The 24,542-nt window shown below is 46.4% G+C and carries 21 protein-coding genes; 18 read left to right on the top strand and 3 right to left on the bottom strand.

The genetic code is table 11. The annotated features are described in order from the left end of the window. The first annotated feature begins 129 nt into the window (after nt 1-129). On the top strand, nt 130-462 hold the full coding sequence (locus tag F4V51_RS28425) for a hypothetical protein (protein ID WP_153980470.1): 333 nt from the start codon (nt 130-132) through the stop codon (nt 460-462). Nucleotides 463-549: 87 nt separating this feature from the next. Here F4V51_RS28425 and F4V51_RS28420 read toward each other — a convergent pair whose 3' ends face one another. After that, nucleotides 550-1,293: a YheC/YheD family protein gene (locus F4V51_RS28420; RefSeq protein WP_153980469.1), complete on the bottom strand. Its 744-nt coding sequence runs from the start codon at nt 1,291-1,293 to the stop codon at nt 550-552. Between the two features lie 466 nt (nt 1,294-1,759). Between F4V51_RS28420 and F4V51_RS28415 the strand changes: the two genes are divergently transcribed. The 3 genes from F4V51_RS28415 (at nt 1,760) to F4V51_RS28405 (ending at nt 4,285) form a co-directional block, all read left to right on the top strand. Next, a complete protein-coding gene (locus tag F4V51_RS28415) occupies nt 1,760-2,977 on the top strand; it encodes a sensor histidine kinase (RefSeq protein WP_153980468.1) in 1,218 nt (405 codons plus the stop codon). A gap of 98 nt (nt 2,978-3,075) precedes the next feature. Further along, complete coding sequence (locus F4V51_RS28410; protein ID WP_153980467.1) at nt 3,076-3,522, top strand: RrF2 family transcriptional regulator; 447 nt, start codon at nt 3,076-3,078, stop codon at nt 3,520-3,522. Nucleotides 3,523-3,640: 118 nt separating this feature from the next. Then, nucleotides 3,641-4,285 carry a nitroreductase family protein gene (locus F4V51_RS28405; protein WP_153980466.1) on the top strand — a complete coding sequence of 215 codons (645 nt, stop codon included), beginning with the start codon at nt 3,641-3,643 and terminating at the stop codon, nt 4,283-4,285. Nucleotides 4,286-4,408: 123 nt separating this feature from the next. Here the strand turns inward: F4V51_RS28405 and F4V51_RS28400 are convergent, their stop codons facing one another. Beyond that, entirely contained in the window at nt 4,409-5,500 is a 1,092-nt protein-coding gene (locus F4V51_RS28400) for a GntR family transcriptional regulator (RefSeq protein WP_153980465.1), read from the bottom strand. 461 nt (nt 5,501-5,961) lie between these two features. On the opposite strand from F4V51_RS28400, the gene F4V51_RS28395 reads away from it, so the two are divergent. The 14 genes from F4V51_RS28395 (at nt 5,962) to F4V51_RS28330 (ending at nt 23,001) form a co-directional block, all read left to right on the top strand. Further along, a complete protein-coding gene (locus F4V51_RS28395; RefSeq protein ID WP_153980464.1) occupies nt 5,962-7,578 on the top strand; it encodes a xylulokinase in 1,617 nt (538 codons plus the stop codon). A 1-nt stretch (nt 7,579) separates the two neighbouring features. Continuing rightward, nucleotides 7,580-8,275, top strand: coding sequence for an L-ribulose-5-phosphate 4-epimerase (locus F4V51_RS28390; protein WP_110758158.1), 696 nt, complete (start codon nt 7,580-7,582; stop codon nt 8,273-8,275). Between the two features lie 271 nt (nt 8,276-8,546). After that, nucleotides 8,547-9,971, top strand: coding sequence for an L-arabinose isomerase (gene araA / locus F4V51_RS28385; protein ID WP_153980463.1), 1,425 nt, complete (start codon nt 8,547-8,549; stop codon nt 9,969-9,971). 207 nt (nt 9,972-10,178) lie between these two features. Continuing rightward, a complete protein-coding gene (locus tag F4V51_RS28380; RefSeq protein ID WP_153980462.1) occupies nt 10,179-10,943 on the top strand; it encodes an AAC(3) family N-acetyltransferase in 765 nt (254 codons plus the stop codon). A 293-nt stretch (nt 10,944-11,236) separates the two neighbouring features. Then, a complete protein-coding gene (locus tag F4V51_RS28375) occupies nt 11,237-12,934 on the top strand; it encodes a histidine kinase N-terminal 7TM domain-containing diguanylate cyclase (RefSeq protein WP_153980461.1) in 1,698 nt (565 codons plus the stop codon). Nucleotides 12,935-13,158: 224 nt separating this feature from the next. Further along, nucleotides 13,159-14,607, top strand: coding sequence for a WXG100 family type VII secretion target (locus F4V51_RS28370; RefSeq protein ID WP_153980460.1), 1,449 nt, complete (start codon nt 13,159-13,161; stop codon nt 14,605-14,607). 41 nt (nt 14,608-14,648) lie between these two features. Continuing rightward, entirely contained in the window at nt 14,649-15,146 is a 498-nt protein-coding gene (locus F4V51_RS28365) for a hypothetical protein (RefSeq protein WP_153980459.1), read from the top strand. 342 nt (nt 15,147-15,488) lie between these two features. Beyond that, entirely contained in the window at nt 15,489-15,818 is a 330-nt protein-coding gene (locus tag F4V51_RS28360; protein WP_153980458.1) for a hypothetical protein, read from the top strand. Nucleotides 15,819-16,125: 307 nt separating this feature from the next. Further along, a complete protein-coding gene (nikA, locus tag F4V51_RS28355) occupies nt 16,126-17,673 on the top strand; it encodes a nickel ABC transporter substrate-binding protein (protein WP_153980457.1) in 1,548 nt (515 codons plus the stop codon). Continuing rightward, a complete protein-coding gene (gene nikB, locus F4V51_RS28350; protein WP_095290629.1) occupies nt 17,673-18,620 on the top strand; it encodes a nickel ABC transporter permease in 948 nt (315 codons plus the stop codon). The genes nikA and nikB overlap by 1 nt, the downstream gene beginning before the upstream one ends. Beyond that, nucleotides 18,617-19,474: a nickel transporter permease gene (nikC, locus tag F4V51_RS28345; RefSeq protein ID WP_153980456.1), complete on the top strand. Its 858-nt coding sequence runs from the start codon at nt 18,617-18,619 to the stop codon at nt 19,472-19,474. The genes nikB and nikC overlap by 4 nt, the downstream gene beginning before the upstream one ends. After that, nucleotides 19,471-20,271 (top strand): ABC transporter ATP-binding protein, encoded by an 801-nt coding sequence (locus F4V51_RS28340; RefSeq protein WP_153980455.1) that lies wholly within the window; start codon nt 19,471-19,473, stop codon nt 20,269-20,271. Before nikC ends, F4V51_RS28340 begins: the two co-directional genes overlap by 4 nt. Next, entirely contained in the window at nt 20,268-21,122 is an 855-nt protein-coding gene (locus tag F4V51_RS28335) for an ABC transporter ATP-binding protein (RefSeq protein ID WP_236146666.1), read from the top strand. Before F4V51_RS28340 ends, F4V51_RS28335 begins: the two co-directional genes overlap by 4 nt. Nucleotides 21,123-21,495: 373 nt before the next feature. Then, nucleotides 21,496-23,001: a malate:quinone oxidoreductase gene (locus F4V51_RS28330; RefSeq protein ID WP_153980454.1), complete on the top strand. Its 1,506-nt coding sequence runs from the start codon at nt 21,496-21,498 to the stop codon at nt 22,999-23,001. Nucleotides 23,002-23,156: 155 nt separating this feature from the next. Here the strand turns inward: F4V51_RS28330 and F4V51_RS28325 are convergent, their stop codons facing one another. Continuing rightward, a complete protein-coding gene (locus tag F4V51_RS28325) occupies nt 23,157-24,230 on the bottom strand; it encodes a hypothetical protein (RefSeq protein ID WP_153980453.1) in 1,074 nt (357 codons plus the stop codon). Between the last annotated feature and the right edge of the window lie 312 nt (nt 24,231-24,542).

Here is a 24,542-nt window from a genome sequence, read left to right as displayed (position 1 = left end):
GTAAGCTGCCATGTCCATGCGGTGACGATCGGACAAACGTACTTTTTGTTTCTTGTCCACTTTTATACCTCACTAAAAGCTCTCCTATTGCATTTAATAAAACTATCAATAACAAAGGAGGTTTTGAGAATGGGAAATAGAAGACCTGGAGCTGGCTATGATCTTGTTCAGATCGTTAACTCCACTCCGTATAATGCCGTTGGGAGAGTAGAGTATGCATCCATCTTTTGTGCTGATGACAATTATAGTGTTCAGCGTGATGAGACGTGGAGAGCGTCTAGTCGCGGGGCCTGCCTGGTGACTAGAATAACGGCAACGGTTAGAACACCGAGTGGAAATGTTGAAGCCGAACCGTATACTTCTTCGGGTACTTCATACAGCCAGTTCGCTATTATACAAGTCGGGGTAAATAGATTCCAAGTGACACGCGTAATAAGTGCTGCTAAACGCCGCAAGAAATAACAGAAACCGATTATGATCGGGAATAGGGATCAAAATTAAAGAGGCGACCTGCCCAAGCTACAAGGTGGGTCACCTTTCTTTTTTGCTTCAATGCTCCTTATACCATATTATTCTGTGATACATCGAGGAATCTTGTACATGCCGGAAAGGGCGCAGGTCTGGTCTATAATTACCTTCAATGATCCAAATCCGACGCTTCCTGTCGATGCCTATATCGAAACCCACCTGTCTAAGCTTGGGGTAGTGCTCTCCCAGTCGTTTGGCAGCCAGCAGGGCAATTCGTTCCGCCTTAACAAGTAAGCTTCGGTCTCCAATATGAGCTAATTTTAATGCTTTTAGCACGGGGATGGTGCGGCTGGTCACATTCGTGACACAGTATCCTTGCTCTGCAACTTTTGCGTATGAACCTGTCACGTTCCAGGGGGATGAAGGATTTTTTTTGCGTTGAACCATAATGCGGATATCGAAGGGTCGATCTTGAATCTGGGCAAGCTGCAAACGTCTTTGGACGACATATCCATGATCCTTGTCTTTGTTATGAAACAATTGAAGTAACTGATTCGTGTCTTTCATGGTAGTAACATGGTCCTCATGTTGAATACGTATGGATTTTGTACCTTTTCGATGAATGAACAGGATATCTCTTCCGTAACGTCCGTTGCGAGGCTTCACAACGACGCTTTGATATTGGTTCAGCATCTTCGTTAAATTGTTCTTTCGAAGCAGCCGCGTCTTAGGCAGTCGTTTGGCAAGAGAAGGGCCCTTACGGAGTATGCGATACTGAGTCCATTTGTCTCTTTTCATTACAATCGGAATCACAGCCTTTTCCATTCGTTTACAGTCATTCTAAGGTAAAGTAAAGGTTAGCATAAGCGGCCATTCGTCTATATTTATGCTGAAACGAATCGAAGCAAAGGTAGAATCTGAAAATCTGAATTCCATAAAGCTCTTGCAAAAGCTTGGTTTCACGTATGAAGGAATCGTTAATCAAGATAAAGGCGCAGAAGAAGCAGCGAGTGATCTCTATCTATACTCAAAAGCAACAACCAATTAAGCTAATCTATCAGGATTACGATAGCAGCATAAACTTTAGATAGCCGTACGGGCTCGTAGACTGTACGGCTATACTATATTTTACGTAAAACAACAGAATTTTATATTAAGTCGTTAGTCAAATAAGATACAATGAGATGTAGAATAGGCATCCAGGCGGGTGCCTTTAGGTTTGCCCGCGCACAAGGTTATATCGTGTTGAAGATATTCGAAGATATTAAATTTGAATTGAAATGGTGGGTTCATGAAGGAATTATACAGTCAGGTAAACCGAAGAACATATTACATATCCATGTTAACGATCATAGTGCTTATGGTGTGGGGACTTATCCTATCGACGTCTGAGTTAAAGGGCATTACGATAGGCTATGGTATTCATTTTACGTGTGTAGCAATTATATCGGTGTGTTTGCTGATCTATCCGAAGTATGAGACCTATGTTTTCAGAACGATCATCATTATGATGGGGTTCGCTTATTTCTATACGCTGTTCTTTTTGTACCCGGATACCTGGACCATCTATATTCTGATATGCCTCATTCCTTCTCTTGCGATTTTGTTTTTTGATATGAAATTGTTTTACTTCTCCATGTTTTTAAATGGAATACTGATTCTGTTGACTTTCGTTTACATCACTCTAATTGACCAGGGACAGGTGTATACATACTTACATTATGATCTTGTAGGCAATTTAATCAATATCATAGCCAGCCAAGTGATGCTGTTTCTCATATTTCATTTATCCTTTAGTCGGATGAAAAAGCAGCAGCTCTATTATGAGCAGGTACAACAAGCAGAGCGTTTGAAGATGATCGCTAATTTGACCGCTGCTGTGGCGCATGAAATTAGGAACCCGGTTACTGTTGTTCGAGGTTTTTTGCAGTTATATCAGCAAGATCCCACTTTTGACGTTTCGGACAAGAGCAAGTTTAAATTAATGATCGACGAACTGAATACAGTTGAACACATCACTTCTCAATTCCTAACCCTCTCGAAGCCCAACGGAGATCTGAAACCGGAGAGAGTCGATGTGAAGGATGTCCTTCATAGTGTTACAAGTCTGCTAAGTTCATATGCCATGCTATCGGATAATCATATTGATATAGATGTTGAGGAAGACTGTACGATTCTCATTAATACGATTGAGTTCAAGCAGCTGCTTATGAATTTAATCAAAAATGCAGTGGAAGCGTCGGAGGCGGGCATGTCTGTCTCTGTTACGGCAAGGAGAAGTCGTCATAATATTGAGATAAGAATTATCGATCAAGGAAGCGGAATGTCAGAAGATGAGGTGAAGTCACTAGGCACTCCTTTTTATTCGTTAAAAAGTAATGGGACAGGGCTAGGGTTAATGATTTGCTTTAATATTGTCGAAAAGTATGGTGGAGAAATTCATTATCATAGTGTGAAAGGATATGGAACCACGGTTACTGTTCGCTTCTTAGCTGTAAATGAGAAGTAAACTGCCAGCGTAGAGCGGTTCCTCTTCCTCTTGTTGAATGGGACTTAAGGGTTTGCTATAATGCACACATTACATCACGAAGAAGGGAGCACTGTATAATGAAAAAGGCCAAACATACCTGTCCATCCAACAGCAAGGCATTCGGCTTGGCTCTGCAGGCTCTTGTGTTCATGTCCGATAGTCCAAATCGCTATCCTAGCACCAATATTGCTGATCACTTGTGTTCGGAAGCGACGTTGATCCGCCGGATATTGGCGAAGCTGGCTCAGGAAAATATTCTTGAAGTCCGGGAAGGTCGCGATGGGGGATACTGGATGAAGGCAGCGCCGGAGTCAGTCACACTGGCTGATATATATCAGGCACTCCAGACCGATGTATCTCTATGTGAAGGTATGCTTGAATCTACAGGTGAGCACGCATTCGGCTTACAGATGCATGATATGTTCAGCGATATATCGGATGAAATTAACAATAGCGTTCTGAATATTTTACAAAAATACACCATTGCCGATATGGCCAATAAAATGAACCCTGTAACGGAATAATTGACAACGATCTATTCCGCATATATACTGTGCTTATATTAGCACAGTTAAGTGGTTTATTTTTTTGTTTTTAACTGTGCTGAATAACACACAGTATAAATATGGGAGGCTAAACGGAATGGAGAGCACAAAACAAGAGCAAAGTTTCATGGGTGTTGTCAAAGAAAGACGTTCAGTACGCAATTACGATCCTGCCTTCCAAATTTCCGAGCAGGAACTGAAAGATATTTTGACTGAAGCTACTCTTGCTCCGTCAGGTGCAAATATGCAGCCATGGAAATTCGTTGTCTTCAATGAACAGGCTTTGAAGGAACAGCTGCTTCCCATTGCGAATAACCAACAGCAAGTGGTGAATGCCTCGGCCGTCATCGCGGTGCTTGGTGACCTGGAGTACATTAGACAGGTGGACTCTGTTTATGACGCTTCCGTAGAAGCTGGTTACATGACCCAAGAAGTCAAGGAAACACTGGTTACCAATATGAAGGGAATGCTGGCATCCATGGATCCTCAATATATTAAGGAGGGTGTAATATTCGATTGTGGTCTTGTATCGATGCAGCTCATGCTAGCCGCACGAGCGCGCGGTTACGATACCGTTGCCATGGCTGGTTATGACAAGGAGAAATTCACCCAGGCATTTGATATTCCCAATCATTATGTACCCACTATACTCATAGCCATCGGTAAAGCATCACAACCGGGACATCCAACCACACGTCTTCCGATTGAAGAGATGACATTTTGGAACGGCATAACAAAATAATGGGAAGAATGCTCCCGAGGATTTTCCTTGAATAGGGTTCTTCCAGCGATTGTCGGATAGGTAAAACATAAAAAAAACGTTAAAGGCTGCCATGGATGGCAGCCTTTTTCTATGGATAGTACCTTATTCTACTTCAATCTCCTTCACTGTCTCACCCTCCACCAGGACAGGCTGGTAATAGGTGTTGGTGGGCAGATCCTTTTTGCCTTGCAGCTTCTTAATGACCCAATCGGCAGCGTCGCGTCCCATTTGCTCCTGGGGATGGGTTAGCGTGGTGAGTTTAATATTGGCGTTTTTGGCGATGTACGAATTGTCCTGTCCAATAATGGATAACTCATCCGGAATGGATATGCCCAGCCTTCTGCAGGCATGCACCACTTCCAGCCCCACCTCGTCGTTGTAACATACGATGGCGGTCAGAGCTTCCCTGTTATCGTTCAGAAACGTTTCCAGATTAGCGGACAGATCCGGCTTCGAGGCCGTATCGAACGAAAGCACCTGCTCGGGATGGAACCGTAACTTGACTTCGCCCAATGCTTTGATATACCCCTTCATCCGGTACTTTCCTTGCAAATCATCCATTTTTGCAATAAGCCCAATCTGGGTATGCCCATTGGCGATCAATTCCCGGGTGGCCAGATAGCTGGACTGTACGTCATCCAGACAGAAGAAGGGAACCTCCAGCTCCTCGTAAAAGGCATTGATCATCGTAAACGGTACATCCTGCTCCTTAAATGAAAGGTAGTACGCAATGTTGGGATTGTACAGATTGCTCTTGGTCGGCTCCACAATCAGGCCATCGACCCCGTAGGAGAGCATCATCTCCAGCGCTTTTTTCTCTTGGGCGACATCATTATTGGTGCTGGCTAACAGCAATGAATAATTATCCTCGTTCAATCGGCTTTCAATACCGCGAATGATGGAGGGGAAGATGTAATCAGAGATGTACGTCGTGATGACACCAATCGTTTTCTTCATCGTTGTTCCGCCGGATCTGGATCGGTATTGGTTGCTGACATAGGTTCCAGAGCCCTTCTCGCTTCGCAAAAAACCTTCGTTCGACAGCTCCAAAATGGCCTTCCTCACCGTCTGACGGCTCACATTGTAGCTCTCCTGCAGAGCAGACTCGGTTGGGATCTGTTCGCCCACGTTATATGTCCCCGAAAGGATATGGCTCTTTATATCATCAATAATGACTTGGTATTTTGGCTTCACGCAATCCACTTCTTTCATGATTACTCATCTATAGAAACGTTATGGTTCAAATAGTTGTACGTACATATTTTAGCATGATTCTAGTCTGATGAAAATAAAACAGCATATTTCCCGAAATAAACCGTACAATTCAGGTTCAATTACATGAAACTGTACACTACAGCATACCCTTAAGCAAGCAAAAAAAGACATGATAAACAGTAATAACAGGTTCTTTGTAAGTATAAATGTTATATATTATTGACAGATGTACGTACAAAAATTATACTAAGGCTGTCAGAAAAGGAAAGCGCATTCTTAAATAAGGATTGCTGCTGTTTATTCACCAGAAATGTTCGCAACAGCAGTACACATTTTATACAAATTCATAAATTCATCCTAAGCCGTTGCAGCTTTGGTCCTTTAACGTAAATACCATCCTAGCGATTAAAACGGCGATCAGAGAGGGGACAACCATGGTTATGAGTCATGAGCAGACGAAAGAGGCGATTGCGAAGGGAGCTACTTCACTTGGCATCGAGTTCGGTTCAACGCGGATCAAGGCCGTATTGATTAACGAACGTTTCGACACCATCGCATCCGGAAGTTACGAATGGGAGAATCTCCTGAAAGACGGATATTGGACGTACAACCAGGAGGATATCATCACGGGCATGCAAACCGCGTACCGCGAGATGAAGAAGGATGTGGAACAGAAGTACGGCATCACGCTTCAAACCATCGGTTCTATCGGCTTCTCCGCCATGATGCACGGATATGTTGCACTGGATCGTACGGGTGAACTGCTGGTACCGTTCCGGACGTGGCGTAATGCAACGACTGGAGTGGCAGCAAAGGAGTTAACGGATCTTCTTCAGTTCAATATCCCGGAACGCTGGAGCATCGCACACTTGTATCAAGCGATTTTGAATGAGGAGGAGCATCTGCCTCGCATCGATAATCTGACCACACTGGCTGGATACATCCACTGGTTGTTAACCGGCAATAAAGCGATCGGAATTGGTGATGCTTCAGGCATTTTCCCAATCGATGAGTCCACACATAATTATCATCCAACCATGATCAAGCAGTTCGACGAATTGACCGCAGACCGAAGTTATCCATGGACATTGGAAGAGCTTCTTCCCAAGGTATATCTCGCGGGCGAGGATGCAGGAACGTTAACGGAAGCCGGAGCCAAGCTGCTCGATCCCGCTGGAGACTTGCAAGCAGGCATTCCGCTATGTCCGCCGGAGGGTGATGCCGGAACAGGCATGGTCGCGACGAACAGCGTAAGAAAACGCACGGGCAATATCTCTGTCGGCACATCCGTCTTTGCCATGATCGTCCTGGAAAATGAACTGTCCAAAGTGTATCCCGAGATCGATATGGTCACAACGCCAGACGGCAGCCCGGTGGGTATGGTACATGCCAACAACTGCTCCAGCGACATCAATGCATGGATCGGATTGTTCCGTGAATTCTCTGAGGCCATGGGATACGAAGCCGATAGCGGCAAGCTATTCAGCGTCTTGTTTAACAAAGCACTCGAAGCAGACCCGGATGGTGGCGGCCTGCTGAGCTACGGATACTATTCCGGCGAGAATATTACGGGGATCGACAAGGGCCGTCCGTTGTTCGTTCGTTCACCTGAAAGCCGGTTTAATCTGGCCAACTTCATGCGTACCCATCTGTTCACAGCCTTCGGTGCATTGAAGATCGGGATGGATATTTTGACGGAAAAAGAACATGTCGCTATCGACAGCATCTTGGCTCATGGTGGATTGTTCAAAACGCCAGTCGTTGGACAGCGGATTGTTGCAGCCGCGATGAATGTGCCTGTATCGGTCATGTCCACGGCGGGGGAAGGCGGGGCTTGGGGCATGGCGCTTCTCGCTTCGTACATGATCAATAAGGATGAGCAGGAGAGTCTGGATGTGTTCCTGGAGCAAAAGGTATTCAGCGATGTCGCTGGAGAGGAAGTAGCACCGGACCCATCGGATGTCAAAGGATTTGAATTATTTATCGAACGTTACCGGAAGGGTCTAGCCATTGAGCAGGCGGCTGTTGATCATCTGGTAGAGAACGGGAGGGACTAAGATGTTAGAGCAACTGAAGCAAGAGGTTTATGAGGCGAATCTGGAGCTTCCGAAGCATGGTCTTGTGAAGTTCACTTGGGGCAACGTCAGCGCCATTGATCGGGATAGCGGATTGTTTGTAATCAAACCAAGCGGCGTCAGCTACGATGCCATGAAGCCAAGCGACATGGTCGTTGTCGATCTGGATGGCAACGTGGTGGAGGGCGAGATGAGACCATCTTCGGATACAGCAACCCACGCCGTTTTATATAAGCATTACTCCGAAATAGGCGGGATTGTGCATACGCACTCCACATGGGCGACCATCTGGGCGCAGGCTGGACTGGATGTACCTGTTATGGGAACGACACATGCGGATACGTTCTATGGTGCGGTACCTTGTGCGCGTTTCCTGAACCAGAACGAGGTTGATCGCGGATACGAAGCGGAGACAGGACGCGTCATTATTGAAACGTTTGAAGAGCGCGGGATTGATGTTATGGCCGTTCCGGCCGTGCTGCTCCATGGTCATGCACCGTTTACCTGGGGGAAAGATGCGAAGGCGGCTGTGGTGAACAGTGTTGTGCTGGAGGAAGTATGCAAAATGAACCTGTATGCACGGCAGCTAAACAACTTTGCCAAAGAACTGCCGCAAGGTATTCTGGATAAGCACTATCTGCGGAAACACGGGAAAGACGCGTATTACGGACAGAAGTAATGTGGTTATGTAGCGATCGGTTGATAATAATTCAAGCGAATAAGTTGTTTGTTACTACTACCAATGAAGTTGTATCAAACTTTTACACGATAACGGAGAGTGCAGTACCAATCTGTAGAAGCGAAGCGCTCGCCTTTATAACCGGATATCATCCTTATTAAAATTGATCAAAGAAATCCGGGGATAACCAGCGATCGGAAGATGGTACTGCAATCGGAGCGGTAAGTGTAACCCATTTATTCAACTATAAAAATGAAATGAGGATGATTACATGTCAGCAACAGCAGCAAAAGAATTTTGGTTTGTCGTTGGTTCGCAGCATCTCTATGGTGAAGAAGCACTGGGCGAGGTCAAAGCCAATGCACAGAAGATTACGGATGCCCTGAATGCAAGCGGCGTTCTGCCATACCCGCTCGTATTGCAGGATCTGGCGGTAAGCGCAGATAAAATCACAAGCATCATGAAGGAAGTCAACTATCGCGATGAAGTAGCCGGTGTTATTACTTGGATGCATACCTTCTCTCCAGCGAAAATGTGGATTCGGGGTACAAAATTGCTGCAAAAACCGCTGCTTCATCTGGCTACGCAATACAATGAGAGCATTCCTTGGGCAACCATCGATATGGACTTCATGAACCTGAACCAGGCAGCACACGGTGACCGTGAATATGGTTTCATCAATGCCCGTCTGAGAAAACAAAACAAAATTGTCGTTGGTTACTGGGAGCGCCCAGAAGTGCAGCAGCAGGTTGCGGATTGGATGGACGTGGCGGTTGCCTATAACGAAAGCTTCAACATTAAAGTGGCCCGTTTTGGCGACAACATGCGCAACGTGGGTGTAACTGAAGGGGATAAAGTGGAGGCACAGATCCAATTCGGTTGGACGGTCGACTACTTCGGCATTGGTGACCTCGTACAGGTTGTGAATGCGGTGACAGAGCAGGAAATCGACGACCTGATCGGCCAATACGCAGAGCTGTATGAATTTGATTATGGTACAAACAGCAAGGAAGCTTGGGAAGCCAGTGTGCGTGTGCAAGCCAGTTATGAAATTGCGATCAAACGTTTCCTCGACGAGGGCGGATACAGTGCATTCACTACCAACTTCGAAGATCTGCATGGCATGAAGCAGCTTCCGGGTTTGGCTGTGCAGCGCCTGATGGCCCAAGGATATGGATTTGCTGGTGAAGGTGACTGGAAAACAGCTGCACTTGATCGTTTGCTAAAAATCATGAGCCACAACGAGAACACGGGCTTCATGGAAGATTACACCTATGAAATGGCTGCGGGACAGGAAGCTATCCTTCAATCTCACATGCTTGAAGTAGATCCTACTCTAGCCAGCACCAAACCGAGAATCATCGTGTCTCCACTGGGTATTGGCGATCGCGAAGATCCTGCACGTCTGGTATTCGATGGCAAAGCAGGCGAAGGTGTTGTTGTATCCATGGCTGACTTCGGCACACATTATAAACTGTTGATCAATGAAGTTTCTGCATTCGAGCCAACGGTACCAGCACCAAATCTGCCTGTGGCACGTGTATTGTGGAACGTGAAGCCAAACTTCCAGGATGGGGTCAAAGCCTGGATCGAAAATGGTGGCGGTCACCACACTGTCGTTTCCTTGAACCTGACAACAGATCAGATCGTAACATATGCGAAGCTGGTTAACCTGGAGTACGTAGTCATTAAATAAACATAAGATATTTTTATCGTAATTGGACTCATATCCATAATTGCCTGGCGGCCGAGGGATTCCCTCGGCCCTTTGTCGTGCTGTGATGCAGTGACAAGACAGTCACAGTCACAATCTGTAGTGCAGTCTAATGAAGTGCGAACCCTTGCGCACCATAGAGTTCTTTTCATTTTGCTATAATAGCCCAAAGGAGGTTATCGATTCATTATGCATACTCAACAAAGCTTGCTTGATCAGCTCCACCAGCTTGGTATTGATGGACGAGGTACACTGCTTGTTCACTCTTCCATGAAAAGTATGGGTGAGGTCGAAGGTGGTGCGGATACCGTACTGGATGCCTTTACAGATTATATGAAGGATGGACTGCTGGTGCTGCCAACCCATACCTGGTCCACCATCAATGCGAGTAATCCAATGTTCCACGTGGAATCATCACCATGCTGCGTCGGGATTCTACCTGAGCTATTTCGTAAACGGCCAGGTGTAGTACGTTCATGGCACCCGACTCACTCGGTTGCAGCAATCGGTCAGGATGCGGTGGCATTCACGAAGGACGATCACCTATATGACACACCTTGTGCAAGGGGATCAGCATGGGGCAAGCTGCTTGATCGGAAAGCGACCATTCTCCTTGTTGGCGTTGACCTGAAACGAAACACGTTCATCCATGGCGTAGAGGAATGGGTGGACATTCAGGGGCGTCTAACAGATGAGCATGAGCAGCTCTACACGGTATTACCAGATGGAACAGAGATTTCAGTACCTTCCCGCAGGCATTGTGGGTTGTCGTGGTCGGAGCATTTCTGGAAAGTGGATGAGGTATTACAGCGCCAAGGAGCAATGCGTCAAGGAAAGCTTGGAGACGCTATTGTACGAGTATGTGATGCGGCCAAAGTAGAGGGAGTTATTACAGAGATGCTGAGGGCCAATCCGGATCTTTTCTCGGATAACCTGCCGCTGGCGAAAGAGTAGGCATGTCAGAAAGACCGCTCGGCAACGGGCGGGAGTTTGTTTTTTTTTCAATAGTTAAACGTTCAAAAACACTCACAAATCAGCAAAATAGATGCATAAATAAAACAGAGCTTGGCTGTATTTCCAGTGTATGGCCTACTCACCCATAGGGGTGTGTGATAAGATATGGTTAATTTAACCAAAACTTTAGTGAGAGAAAGCATTTTATAGTCTGAATCTAGTATTACTTCGTTTTACGAAAACAGCCTAGCTCAATGAAATCGTAGTAGTCGCAACCAAGAAGGAGAAGATTTGTGAGCCCATTGGTATGGTATGATCTCTTTTTATTCGTCCTGTTGTTTGGTGTATACGTTTATGTTTTTGCTACCGCTAGAATCACGAACTTACATAAGGTTTACTTTCTATTTCATGGGTTGATGATGCTCTGGCCCTTCTGTCAATTTGCGATCGTGTTGTCGGATAACCCGGGCTGGCAGTTATTTTATGTGACCCTGTCTTTCGTTGCCGTCTCACTCCTTGGAAGTGGTTGGCTGCTGTTGACGATCTTCATTACCGGTTATGCGGATCGATTAGGGACAAAAAGAGTTATGCTGCTGTTCGTACCAGCTGTTATTGCAGCCATAGGTGTGGTTATCAACCCGGCTCATTGGTTTGTAACCCCGCTGGAGGGTGGTTATATCGAACGGGCCTATGGCCCATGGTTCTGGGTGGTCATGATTGTTTTGGTGAGCTACTTTGTAGCTTCCCTCTTTATTTTGTTCGGGGCACTTCGCTCCTCCGATAAGTCACCAACGATTAAAAAACAGGTGAAAATTACGCTGTGGGGCATATTCGTCCTGGCTGTATTTGCAGCCATTGATGCCCTTCTGAATGTGGTTTTGCGAGCATGGATACCGTTTATCATTCCCGGACTGACGTCGCTGGGGATTTTTCTGTCGGATTTATTTTTTGTCTATGTCATCAAGCGGTACAATGTCTTCGATCTGGTTTCCATCGCCCATGAGGATGTGATTAATACGATTCCCTATGGCATCCTGGTTTTGGATGAGAATGAGACCATTATTGAAGCAAACAAGGCATCCAGATCCTTCATGGATCGGCATGTTGGGGATTGTTTTGATATGGAGGCATTTCTGGGATCAGTTCGTGTAGAGGGCGATAGTGGGTCGTTCCTAGATCAATATCGGCAAAAGGAAAATACGCTGTCTCAGATTGAGGTCATTGTGGAGGAGCGTGACATAGAGCGTCATTTTATCCTCCAAACCTCTCCAATCATTGATCATTATCAGATGCCTCTTGGTTATCTCCTGACGTTTCAGGATGTGTCACAAGAGCGCTACTATGTGAAAAAAATGAATCGGCAGAATGAGATGCTTCAGGAACGCAATCATGCCCTGGATCGCATTCGGCAGGAGTTATCCGAGGCTAATCTCAAGCTGGAGGAGCTGGCGCTTACGGATAGTCTGACTCACTGCTACAATCGCCGTTATCTGACCCAGCAGCTGACGCATGAGGTCATTACGAATGTTCACTATAAGACGCCGTTTTCACTCCTTCTCCTGGATATTGACTACTTCAAGGCAATCAATGATCGCTATGGACATGTCATTGGGGATGAAGTGCTGTACCGTACAGCTCAGGCTGTGAAACAGTCCATCCGGGAGACCGATATTTTAACGCGCTACGGCGGGGAAGAGTTTATGATCTACCTTCCGCACACGGAACGCCAGTTAGCTCAAAAGATTGCGGAACGGGTGAGGCTGTCCGTGGAGTCCAACCTTATGGCAGTAGATCATGAGGTTGGGCAGGTGTCCATTACGATCAGCATTGGGATTCTATCGATTGAGGATTTTGAATGTGATGATGCACCGGATAATGCGGAAGGGTATCTGACGCAGCTGTTTGCAGCCGTAGACAAGGCACTGTATCAGGCGAAGCAGAATGGGCGGAATCGGATTGAGTTTGCGGAGTTAGAGCGGGGCGTTTCTTGATGAGGTGAGAATCACTTCTATAATATGACTTACAAATGACACCAAGCCGATTGGTGTCATTTGTTTTTTTAGCCTTTAGCTTGGGTATATGCATATAGGACCATAGGACTGATAGTATCAGGAGCTAACATTATGAAATAGGGAAAATCAGGATGTTAGCCGGATGTATGTGTGCAAAACTTCTGCTAACATAGTTTAATCTTATTAAATGAGCGGAGATACATATGAGTACAATTAAAGTTACCCCTGAACAACTACATCACGTATCCAATCAGGTAGATCAGGCCAGACAACAATTGGAGGGCATCCGGAGTGATCTGACCAGGCAGATTATGTTCATCCAGGCGATGTGGATGGGTGCAACGCAGGAACGTTTTTACTATGAGTTTGAGCGATCCAAGCCTATACTGGAGAAAGCATTAGAGAGTATGGTTAACACGTCCAAGGATCTGAAGGATATCGCTACCCGCTTTCAGGAAGCAGATGCAGGGCAGGTCAGTTTGGCAGGTACAACTGGAGCTGTTGGTGCGATGGCGATGACGACAAGATTGACGGGTAATGGAAACCTGGAAGATAAGGGTTATCGGATGGCGTATAACTCAGCATTTGGAATATGGCTTCCTGTGAATGAGAAAGGCGTTACAGATCAGGCGGCTCTCCAGGCTTATGAGAAGGATAAAGGGAATTTGGATGTAAAAGGCATGCAAGGCCCTATGAACATGGACCCGCCAGGGGAGGATATCTTCGCGCTCCAGATCAAGGCATTTGAGAATGGGATACATCCGTTTACAGGCGAGCCTGTCTCAGATAAATATGCTCAAACAATGGTTACGTCGCTTAAGCTTAGTCAGATTTTTATGGCCGTTTCGATGGTTAAAGGGAGTATGCCGGGTAGCAAAGGTCCTTTCCGTTTGCCCTCATCCAACCCAGCTGTGGCGAATATTAAGCAGCATATTGAGGCTGCTAGAACGAAAAATGGTAAGATAGATGGCAAGACTTCAGGTGTATCAAGAAAGTCTACTATTGAGACAGAGAATACAATAAGGAATATAATCTCCGGTGATAACATACAGGACATTCGTAAACATGCGAAAAAAGTGACCGTTTACGATGATTATTCGGAGATTACTACTCATGATAATAAAGTCATAAAAGTCAATAAACATGAGATGCCGAACTCTTCCTTCGACAAGTTGGATGATCTTATTCTCTTTGAAGATAGCATTTCAGATTACGGTATGAAGTCATATGATAAAATTAGGAGCATGCATTTAGAGGATGTTCCGGCTGTTGCTAACAATACTGGTTTGAGTGTTTCAGATATAACAGCTTTAAAAAAGCATTTATTTTTGGAGAAACATGAGATCCCAAAGGCTGGAGGCATTCTGATAAAAAAAGAACATTTCTCACCTGACGATGAAATAGCATATGCATGGCAATTGGCCCAAAAGAAAGAACTGACTCAAGCACAGAAGGATTGGTTTAAGCAGCTAGCCGATCATGAACTTACTGAAGCAAAATTGATGAGTGAAGGGATCCCATACAGACGAATTGAGTCATGGTCAGATGAGAGGAAAACATATACTGATCAACCGCCTAATGATGGTGCACATAAAAAAGCCCCAGAGCAACCTGAGTATGGAACCTTTGAAGGTTTTGATCCTTTTAAATAATCGTAAAAACCATAAGTGAATTTGGAACAATGGAGGTAATTATGAATCGTTTTCCCGAGGCTCTAGAAAGAATTAACAACATAGATTGGAGCATCTCTGGCAGTGTTGACGTACCGTCAAATATGGCACTAATACAAGAATATATCAGACGAGCAGCCTTATTAATAACTTCCTATGATTTAAAATCTCCATACCCTTTTTTTAAAGCTTCTCATGCAATCGGTCATGACGTTGATCTGGATTTAACAGAAAAATGCCCTGAGTTAGCAAAGCTGACCAACAGTTTTATGAAAGGGACCTGTGAAGCATATCTGGAGTGGGTATTCTTAATTGATTCAGGAAATGAAATAGCATTGAAGTTTAATGATTTGTACGAACCCCTCATTCGATTAATTGAAAGAGGAGGAACCGTTAGAAGACGACACGGAGACATTATTGCTGGGGGCTATGTGTTTCCGTTAGCAAACGCTGACTACATGTCAAAACAAAAACCTATTGATATTAGTGATGAAGGCTTAAAAGCTTGGGTCAGCCAGTAATTTATATTGTAGCTCAAGGTATAATTACATTAGAATGTACACTTCAGTGTGCTATGAGTTGTCCGTTCATATAATAAACTATTTTAGGAAAACTGCTAAATCCATATTTATTATCTCGCTGTAACATAAGTGGTAAAGATGTTAGGGAGTAAAATTGTGGATTTCGATTTCTACAGATAAGAGATGTCGATTCTATATCAATGAAGAACGTTGAAGGATATTGGTCAAATTTCCTAGAAGACTACGAGACTGGGTTATAACTTAAAGAAACCTTGGACCGTTTTTTAAAACTAGAATAATCCCGGATTACAATTTTTCAGCTGAATTTGGAGGGAAAGAATAATGTCCATAGGTCTATTTAGATATAACGGTGACATCAATGATCGGAACTCAGAGCTGACACTCAGTGAGAATATATCAACTCAAGATTTCTATGAAGAACATTGGGAAACAGCAATACATGAATTAGGAATAAAAATTATTCAAGATGGATCTGAGATTAATTATAGTCAATTAGGAGCTGCAATAGATGAGTTAGCACTTTTAAAGGAATGGGCAATAAAAAACTTGGTTGGGAATGATTTAGAGTATATGAAGGGGCGAATTGAGAATCTACAAAAAGTGCTGCCGGATGCATTTATTAATGAAGACACGGTACTCTATATATTCTAGGTAAGATTTAAACATTCTGTACGATGCAACTAATGAACGTAGAGACTAGGTCACATCTATTGAAAGAACAAGATGCAGCATGCAACTTATTTTCATCTATACACAATTAGCGAAATAGTAATATGATAAAGCCCTCATATGTAACAAAAATCATGAAGAATCCGCTCTCATCTGAGAGTCGGATTTTTTTGCGTTTTACCACCAACATATCTCTTGTCAAAACGTAATCATTACGATATGATAATACTCATTGTTTAAATAATAATAATTACGATTAAGACAACGATTAAGAGAGAGGGGCATTACCTTGAATAAAAAGACGCCGCTGCTGGTGCTGACCTCCCTGGTCCTGAGCGCCGGACTGCTGAGCGCCTGTGGATCTTCCGAAACGAGTCCCGCTGCGCAGCCTTCCACCGACAAAAACGTTCACTTCCTATATAACTTTTCCACAAACTCGCTTGACCCCCATGTCGACTCCAGCTACGTTCCGCTTCGTGCAGGCATTACAGAAACGCTGGTTCGTCTCGACGAAGAGAACCTGACGGTTGCTCCATGGCTTGCTGAGAGCTGGGAAAGCGAAGACGGCCAGCATTGGACCATTGACCTGCGTGATGATGTAACATTCCAGAACGGCAAGCCGATGACCGGTGAATCTGTTAAGGCATCGCTTGAGCGTGCATTGACTGAAAGTGCAGCCATTCAGAATGCACTTAAGATCGACACAATTGAAGCCGAGGGCGACAAACTGGAGATCACAACAACACAGCCGTTCCCGGAATTCGCATCCGAACTGGTTAACCCGAATACAGCCATTATTGACGTGAGCGAGCCGGACATCGTAAACAAGCCGATCGGCACCGGGCCGTTCAAGCTCACTTCATTTACTCCGGGCAGCAAGCTTGAACTGGATCGCTACGATGAATATTGGGATGGAGCTTCACCACTCGACTCGGTAACGTTCTCGTTTAACGAGGATGCCAATGCTCGTACACTTGCACTTCAATCCGGACAAGTCGACATCGTATACCGTCCAGAAGTAGAAAGTCTGGAATCCCTTAAAGCAATCGATGGCATGACTGTGGAGTCCACCTCCACGTTCCGCGTTCACCAGATGACAATGAACATGCAGCGTGAAAGCATCAAGGACCTGAACGTACGCCGTGCACTAGATGCATTAATTGACCGTCAGGGGATTGTTGATACCATCCTGCTTGGCTACGGTGAGTCGGCTATCGGGCCGTTCCTGCAGTCTCTGCCGTTCGCACCTACCTATGACAAGGCAGCATCACAATCAGGTGAAGAAGCTGCGGTTCATTACCTGAAGGAAGCCGGCTACACGCTGCAAAACGGCGTTATGACCAAAGATGGCAAGCCATTGCAACTGACACTGCTTACATACTCGGCTCGTGCAGACCTGCCACTGATTGCTCAGGTCTTCCAGTCTGACGCCAAGAAGATTGGCATCGATGTGCAAATTCGCCAGATCGACACGCCGGAGGATTATATGGCTTCCAATCGTGATTGGGATATCGCAACCTATAGTAATCTGACTGCACCGCGAGGTGACGCGGGTTACTATCTGAATGCAACGTATCATCCGAAGGGTGCACTCAACTTCAGTGGATCAGAGGATCCGGAGCTGACGGCGATCATCGATGAGCTAAACCTCACAGTCGATCCGGAGAAACGCGCAGAGCTTGCGGAAAAGGCAGCCAATTACGTGCACGACAACGTACTGAATTCATTTGTCCTGCATCCGGGTACGATCGTTGCCTACAACGGCAAGAAGATTAAGAACTGGGTTACCACACGCAGTGAGTATTACATGATTACCAATAAGCTGGATGTGATGTAATGTTTCGCATTTTGCTTCGCAAGTTTCTTGAAGTTTTTATTTTTCTATTATTCATTATGTTTGTGAGCTTCCTGTTCATCCGTCTGGCTCCAGGGGACCCGGTGCTCACGATTCTAAATGTGGACGAGCTATCTGTCAGTCAGGAACAGGTTGAGGCTATGCGTGAAGAAATGGGCTTCAATGATTCCCTGCCTGTTCAATTTGGCAATTGGCTGCTGGACTTCATCCGTCTGGACTTCGGTGTATCGTACTCGACAGGACAGCCGGTTATGCAGACGCTCATGCGGGCGCTTCCGGCTACAGCGGAACTGACGATCGGTGCTCTGCTGGTCATGCTGGCTGTGGCCATTCCGCTTGGATCACTGTCAGCATTGCATCGCGGCAGCTGGATCGACCGGGGCAGCCGGTTGTTGTCCATTGTCGGTGCGGCGGTGCCCAGCTTCTGGCTGGGCCTGATTCTGATCGACTTGTTCGGTGTGCGCTTCGGCAGTCTGCCGACCATGGGGCGGGACGGATTCGCATCACTTATTTTGCCATCTCTGACGCTGGGACTTGCCATATCCAGCGTTTATGTGCGTCTTTTGCGTTCCAGCCTGCTGGATTCACTGAGTCAGGAGTTCGTTCGGTCTGCTCGGGCGAGGGGATTATCTGAAGGTCGCATCTTCTTTTTGCATGCCTTCCGTCACAGTCTGCCACCAGTCATTACAGTGTTCGGTGTCAGTCTGGGAAGCCTCATTGGTGGGGTTGTCGTCATTGAAGTGCTGTTTGCCTATCCGGGCATTGGCAAGCTCGTCGTTGATGCCATCCGCCAGCGTGACTATCCATTGATTCAGGGGTACATTCTGATCATGGCGGTCGTTGTATTTTTCGTAAATACGGCAGTTGATCTGTCCTATCGATATTTGAATCCGGAAATGAAACTTAAGGAAAGGGAGGCCCACCGATGAAAACGATGCTTCTGCGTCCGCTGGCCGCTAAAAAATCGAAAAAACACAGCCTACAGGCGATCATCGCCTTGCTATTTGTGCTGCTGATCATCGGGGCTTCCATATATGCCTTTGTTTATCTTAAGCATGACCCTACACTAACCGACCTGCGTGGACGGCTGCAGGGTGCAAGTGCTCTCCATCCATTTGGCACCGACCATCTGGGTCGAGACGTTCTGACAAGGCTGCTGTTTGGAGGCGGCCAGACGCTCGGTTACAGTCTGCTGGCGCTCGGAGCGGCACTACTCATTGGAATTCCGTTTGGCCTGATTGCGGGATACAAGCGTGGTTGGGTGGATAAGCTCTTTATGCGAATCGCTGATGGCTTCCTTGCCTTTCCTGACACGATTGTTGCTATCGTGCTGAGTGGGCTGCTTGGGGCCGGTATCGGTAATCTGGTGCTGGCGATCGTGATCGTCAAGTGGGTCAGCTATGCGCGCCTTGTCCGCAGTACCGTCCTGTCCGAGTCGCAAAAGGACTACATTCGTATTGCCCGGACCAATGGACTGTCAGACGCACGCATTATGACCAAGCATCTGCTCCCGCATATTGCTGGGCATGTGCTCGTACTGGCAAGCCTCGATCTGGGGAAGATCATCCTGCTCATTTCCTCGCTATCCTACATCGGACTTGGGGCTCAGCCACCAACACCTGAATGGGGAGCGATGCTGAATGACTCCAGACCATACTTCCAGTCAAGGCCAGAGCTTATGGTCTATCCTGGTCTAGCCATCGTAGTGGTAGTACTGCTTGCGAATATGCTCGGCGACTATCTGAGAGACCGTTTTGACGTGAAAAAGGAGGTGCAGCCGTGATTCTCTCCATAGAGGAATTAAGCATCTTCAGCCGTGAGCGTACCATTGTCGACAGCGTCTCTCTCGCCGTTCGGGAAGGCGAATTCATGGCGCTGGTCGGGCAGAGCGGCAGCGGCAAAAGTCTTCTCTCACAGTCGATTGGTCAACTGCTTCCGTCTAACCTGTACGCAGCGGGGCGAATCATGTTTGAAGGCAGCAACCTGCTCGAACGTAAACCGAAGGAGATGCGCGCCCTGCGGGGAAGCCGCATTTCATATATTTTTCAGGATTATCAGGGGGCGTTTACGCCGTTTCGAAGTATTGGCGGACATTTCGATGAATACCAGAAAATCCATGGAGAAAAGTCTTCTGCCGTCCGGCAAAAACGCGCCATCGAGGCGCTGGAGTCCGTTGGGCTTGGCGCAGAGCTGCTTCGGCGCTATCCGTTCCAGTTGAGCGGTGGCCAGCTTCAGCGTGCTTCCATCGCGACATCGCTGATGCTATCGCCAAGGCTGCTGATTGCCGATGAGGCAACTACGGCACTCGACAGCGTCTTGGGTCACCGCGTGCTGGAGCTGCTGGCGCGCAAGCAGGCAGAGACGGGCTGCGCCATTCTGTTCATTACACACGACTGGCGTCATGTGCGCCGCTACGCCAATCGGCTAGCAGTTATGAAGGAAGGACAGATCGTCGAATCGGGTGGGAAACACCGTATTCTTGACCATCCGCAGCATGAGTATACACGTCAACTGATTGAAGCAGCTCCTGTCCTGAGCCGCTCGTTAAAATCGGGTCTGAAGGAGGCGGAAACGCAATGAAGACAAGCGAAATGGAGTACCACAAGGAATCATTGCCGGTTGAGCCATCTGTCCAACAGGACAAGGAGCAATCCGAGCTGTCTGCCCAACCCGTGCTGGGCGTGGAACATCTCAGCCGCACCTATGCTGGCGCTGAGCGTCCAGCTGTTAACGGCGTCTCCTTCACCTTAAACCGAGGCGAGTGCCTCGGACTAGTTGGCGAGAGCGGCTGTGGCAAGAGTACGCTCGCTCGATGTCTGCTGCGGATTGAAGATGCGGATTCCGGCTCGATCCTGCTTGGTGGTGAGGACATTGCGCGGCTTAGCGGCCGACGCCTGCGTCCACACCGTAGGAAGATCCAGATTGTATTTCAGAATCCGGCTGCAGCGCTGAATCCTAAGCTGAAGGTTGCTGATTCACTGATTGATCCGTATGAGCAGTTTGGGAGAGATGTTAAGCTGTCTCATTTTGCCTATACATCGAAGGACACTTATGTGAAGCAGCTGCTTGAAGCTGTTGAGCTTCCAAGTGATTTGGCTGGACGTTATCCGCATGAGTTAAGCGGCGGGCAGCGTCAGCGTGTAACCATCGCACGTGCCATTGGCATTGAACCGGACGTTATCGTTCTGGACGAACCAACAGCGAGCCTGGATGTGATATCACAAGGCGCTGTTCTGCAATTGCTAACCGACCTACGGATTTCACTGGGGCTTTCCTATTTGTTTATCTCTCATGATCTGGCCGCCGTACACCGTATGAGCCAGCGTATTATCGTCATGCGAGATGGACAAATTGTCGATCGATTTGCTGCAGATGTGCTGTTTGCAGAAGAACGACATCCGTATACGAAGGAGCTCATCTCAATCTTCTGACTAAACCCGAGACGTAGGGGATAAGGTTATATCTAACAATAGGCCACTTTCAATGAAAATTGATTGTGGCTTTTTGCTAGAAACCTGACCTAGAATGGCGTTATGCTTGCCATGTTTTCTATTATCTTGAAAAAATAAATCTTTCACCCCTATAAGTGGGTTAGCGGTAAAGTTGAAACTAAAGTATACTAACAGGTAAACCAAGTAACTTAAAATTGCATATTTCAATCTAACCGTAATATTGATACACTATGACCAAGGTTTAATTTCGTTCAGAAGAGGTTTGGGCCAGTTCAAGAACGGGCTCGCTGCAAATGCCAAATCGATAACGCTTACATCCTTTTGGCAAATATAGGATATAAGGACGGTAGACATGAGCCAGGGACAAACGAGTACAGATGTTATCTTGATTGGTGCCGGAATTATGAGTGCAACATTGGGAACCTTGCTGAAGGAATTGGCACCAGATTGGAATATTAAGGTTTATGAGAAGCTCGCCAGTGCAGGAGAGGAAAGCTCCAACGAATGGAACAATGCCGGAACCGGCCACTCTGCACTTTGCGAATTGAACTATACCGTTGAACGACCGGACGGAACCGTAGATATCAGCAAAGCCATTAAGGTGAATGAGCATTTTCAAGTCTCCAGACAATTTTGGTCCTATCTCGTTAATAGCAATCTGATTCGTAATCCGCGGGACTTCATTATGCCGCTCCCTCATTTGAGTTATGTGCATGGAGAGAGCAATGTCCTGTTTTTGAAAAGACGTTTTGAAGCCTTATCGAACCACCCTTTATTTGAAGGTATGGAATTCTCGGACGACCCGACAAAATTGCGGAAATGGATTCCTCTGATGATGAAAGGCCGCAAGGGGAAAGAACCGATCGCAGCTACCAAAATCGACTCCGGTACGGATGTTAACTTTGGTGCTTTAACGCGCATGCTGCTCGATCACCTGAAGAAGCAAAACGTGGATATCCACTACCAACATAGTGTGAAAAATATTAAACGCAAGCAAGACGGAGCTTGGGAATTAACGGTGAAGAATCTGAGCAGCGGTGCAGTAGAGCGCCATACAGCCAAGTTTGTCTTTATCGGTGCGGGTGGCGGAAGCCTGCACTTGCTGCAAAAAACCGGTATTCCGGAAGGTAAACATATCGGCGGATTCCCGGTCAGCGGACTCTTCATGGTGTGCAAAAATCAGGAGGTTGTGGAACAGCATCATGCCAAGGTGTATGGTAAAGCTTCGGTGGGTGCTCCGCCGATGTCTGTTCCGCATCTGGATACCCGCTATATCGACAATCAGAAGTCGCTGCTGTTTGGCCCATTTGCCGGATTCTCACCCAAATTCCTGAAGACCGGTTCGAATACCGACCTCATCACGTCTGTCAAAACACATAATCTCTTGACCATGCTTGCTGCAGGGGTCAAAGAGATCTCACTGACCAAATATCTGATTCAACAGCTGATGTTGTCCAAAGAGCAGCGTATGCAGGAACTGCGTGATTTTGTTCCAAGTGCCAAAAGCGAAGATTGGGATATGGTTCTGGCAGGTCAGCGCGTGCAGGTCATTAAGGATACGGTGCAAGGCGGCAAAGGCACACTTCAATTCGGTACAGAAGTTGTTACTGCTGCCGACGGCTCTGTAGCCGCATTGCTCGGTGCATCACCAGGGGCTTCCACTGCGGTGCAAGTCATGCTGGAGATTCTGCAGCGATGCTTCCCGCAGCATATGGATTCATGGGAGCCGAAGATTAAGGAAATGATTCCTTCCTACGGCGAGTCCCTGGTGGAGAATCCGGAGCTTCTTCGCAAGGTGCACACAACGACAGCGAAGGCGCTTGGGCTGACGGATGAGAAGAAGGCTGCTTCGGTGTAAAGAGGTAAAAGAGATAGAACAACATTGCATCATTTTGACTTTAATTATGACAATGGATAAGAATAAAGTACGTCAAAAAGCCTTTGCTGACATTAATGTCGGCGAAGGCTTTTTGAGGTTCTATGTTGGATTAGTGCACGGCACTCCTTCCGGAGCTACAGATAGATCCGTTTTGCCTCGTCCTCAAAGAACTGAGTTACATTCGGGTACGCCGTTATATCGATGCGCTTCTGTCGCAATATTCGCTCCATGAAGATGGTGTCCATACAGATTTTATTGATAATCGTTCTGCACCACACAGGGGTGTCTTCGAAATATTCCACCAATGCATGAATCTCATCAAACCTGAAAAATAAAATATACGAAGCATAGTTCTGAAGCAGTGTCGTGAAGCAGTGGTCCCGATAGGGAGTGGGACGAGCTTCCGTCAGGAAATTTTTCATGATATCAAACAACGCACTTTTATTTTCGTCATGCATTTGCAGCATTTGATCCACGTCATTAATGAGCCGCAGCACTGCTTCTAACCCTTCCTCCTCGGGCATGTTCAGCTTGGCCGATTTCCCTTCAATACACTGCAAAAGCTCCAACGTAAGGTGTTTGCAGGCCTGGATGTCGTGTGGAGCAATGGCAATCTGCTCGCTGTACTCATTCTTATTTGAACTATAGTAATCATGAAATGCCGTGAAATAATGCTCCAATGTAATATCGGTTTTGGTATGCACCAAGTTCTGGCCTTCAAAGGAACACGCGTAAAGCGTTTCCTCGTTAACCGGATGCGAATATAGATAGAAAAAGAAGAAAAAGTCTCGTAGCTGCTGCTTTTGCTCCTCGTTTAAACGGGTGATCTCGCTCAAGTGAGACAGCTGTAGGAAGCTGTAATTTTTCATGAAATCATTCATGGTGCTATACGCGTTATGCGAGTTAACGGACAGTGTGGTGTTTATGCTGAACAGAAGATGATACAGGACCTGTTCATCATATATATCCATCTGTTGAAGAACAGCTGCGAGAACAGGCTGCCAGTTTGGCTCGGATACATAATGGGGATCCCTTGGTTGCAAGTCGTACATCCAATTCGTGAAGGTCACCTCAGGGTGATTCGGTAGAAACAGATCAGCACTGTCATCTTCATACAGGCCATATTCGAACGAATTCATCCGTAAAGGCGGTAATCCGCGTTTGAATTTGATATTCAGATACTCGTTATATATCGATTGAAGCTCCATCTATCCTAACCTCGATTCATGCGTAGTTCTATTCTAAGTCTTACATAGTGGTATTCGACGCCAATGGGGTTGTTCCTATTCGGCCTTCCATCAAGCGAGCTGTATGGATTACGGGTGATATTGGAAAACGATTGATGCAGTCGTAATACTTTCACCCTGTTGGGAGATCGTGGAATCTGAGATGATGGGTCTACCAAAGGTTCGGGTCACGAACTTCGGACCTCTGGCCTTCAGGCTATTGCGATCCTTCCTTCTAACTCAATTGGATGAATAGGGTCGCAGCTCTCCTGAAGGATTTCTATTCAAGAGAGG

It is taken from the genome of Paenibacillus xylanilyticus (assembly GCF_009664365.1).
Taxonomy (GTDB): Bacteria; Bacillota; Bacilli; order Paenibacillales; family Paenibacillaceae; genus Paenibacillus; species Paenibacillus xylanilyticus_A.
The sequence above is the reverse complement of the archived record's forward strand: the minus strand, read 5'-3'. Positions and strand labels throughout refer to the sequence as shown.

Bases quoted from the DNA above. Each gene is read 5' to 3' on its own strand.
- F4V51_RS28425 (WP_153980470.1), top strand. From the start codon at position 130: ATGGGAAATAGAAGACCTGGAGCTGGCTATGATCTTGTTCAGATCGTT.
- F4V51_RS28420 (WP_153980469.1), bottom strand. From the start codon at position 1,293: ATGGAAAAGGCTGTGATTCCGATTGTAATGAAAAGAGACAAATGGACT.
- F4V51_RS28415 (WP_153980468.1), top strand. From the start codon at position 1,760: ATGAAGGAATTATACAGTCAGGTAAACCGAAGAACATATTACATATCC.
- F4V51_RS28410 (WP_153980467.1), top strand. From the start codon at position 3,076: ATGAAAAAGGCCAAACATACCTGTCCATCCAACAGCAAGGCATTCGGC.
- F4V51_RS28405 (WP_153980466.1), top strand. From the start codon at position 3,641: ATGGAGAGCACAAAACAAGAGCAAAGTTTCATGGGTGTTGTCAAAGAA.
- F4V51_RS28395 (WP_153980464.1), top strand. From the start codon at position 5,962: ATGAGTCATGAGCAGACGAAAGAGGCGATTGCGAAGGGAGCTACTTCA.
- F4V51_RS28390 (WP_110758158.1), top strand. From the start codon at position 7,580: ATGTTAGAGCAACTGAAGCAAGAGGTTTATGAGGCGAATCTGGAGCTT.
- araA (WP_153980463.1), top strand. From the start codon at position 8,547: ATGTCAGCAACAGCAGCAAAAGAATTTTGGTTTGTCGTTGGTTCGCAG.
- F4V51_RS28380 (WP_153980462.1), top strand. From the start codon at position 10,179: ATGCATACTCAACAAAGCTTGCTTGATCAGCTCCACCAGCTTGGTATT.
- F4V51_RS28370 (WP_153980460.1), top strand. From the start codon at position 13,159: ATGAGTACAATTAAAGTTACCCCTGAACAACTACATCACGTATCCAAT.
- F4V51_RS28365 (WP_153980459.1), top strand. From the start codon at position 14,649: ATGAATCGTTTTCCCGAGGCTCTAGAAAGAATTAACAACATAGATTGG.
- F4V51_RS28360 (WP_153980458.1), top strand. From the start codon at position 15,489: ATGTCCATAGGTCTATTTAGATATAACGGTGACATCAATGATCGGAAC.
- nikB (WP_095290629.1), top strand. From the start codon at position 17,673: ATGTTTCGCATTTTGCTTCGCAAGTTTCTTGAAGTTTTTATTTTTCTA.
- nikC (WP_153980456.1), top strand. From the start codon at position 18,617: ATGAAAACGATGCTTCTGCGTCCGCTGGCCGCTAAAAAATCGAAAAAA.
- F4V51_RS28335 (WP_236146666.1), top strand. From the start codon at position 20,268: ATGAAGACAAGCGAAATGGAGTACCACAAGGAATCATTGCCGGTTGAG.
- F4V51_RS28330 (WP_153980454.1), top strand. From the start codon at position 21,496: ATGAGCCAGGGACAAACGAGTACAGATGTTATCTTGATTGGTGCCGGA.
- F4V51_RS28325 (WP_153980453.1), bottom strand. From the start codon at position 24,230: ATGGAGCTTCAATCGATATATAACGAGTATCTGAATATCAAATTCAAA.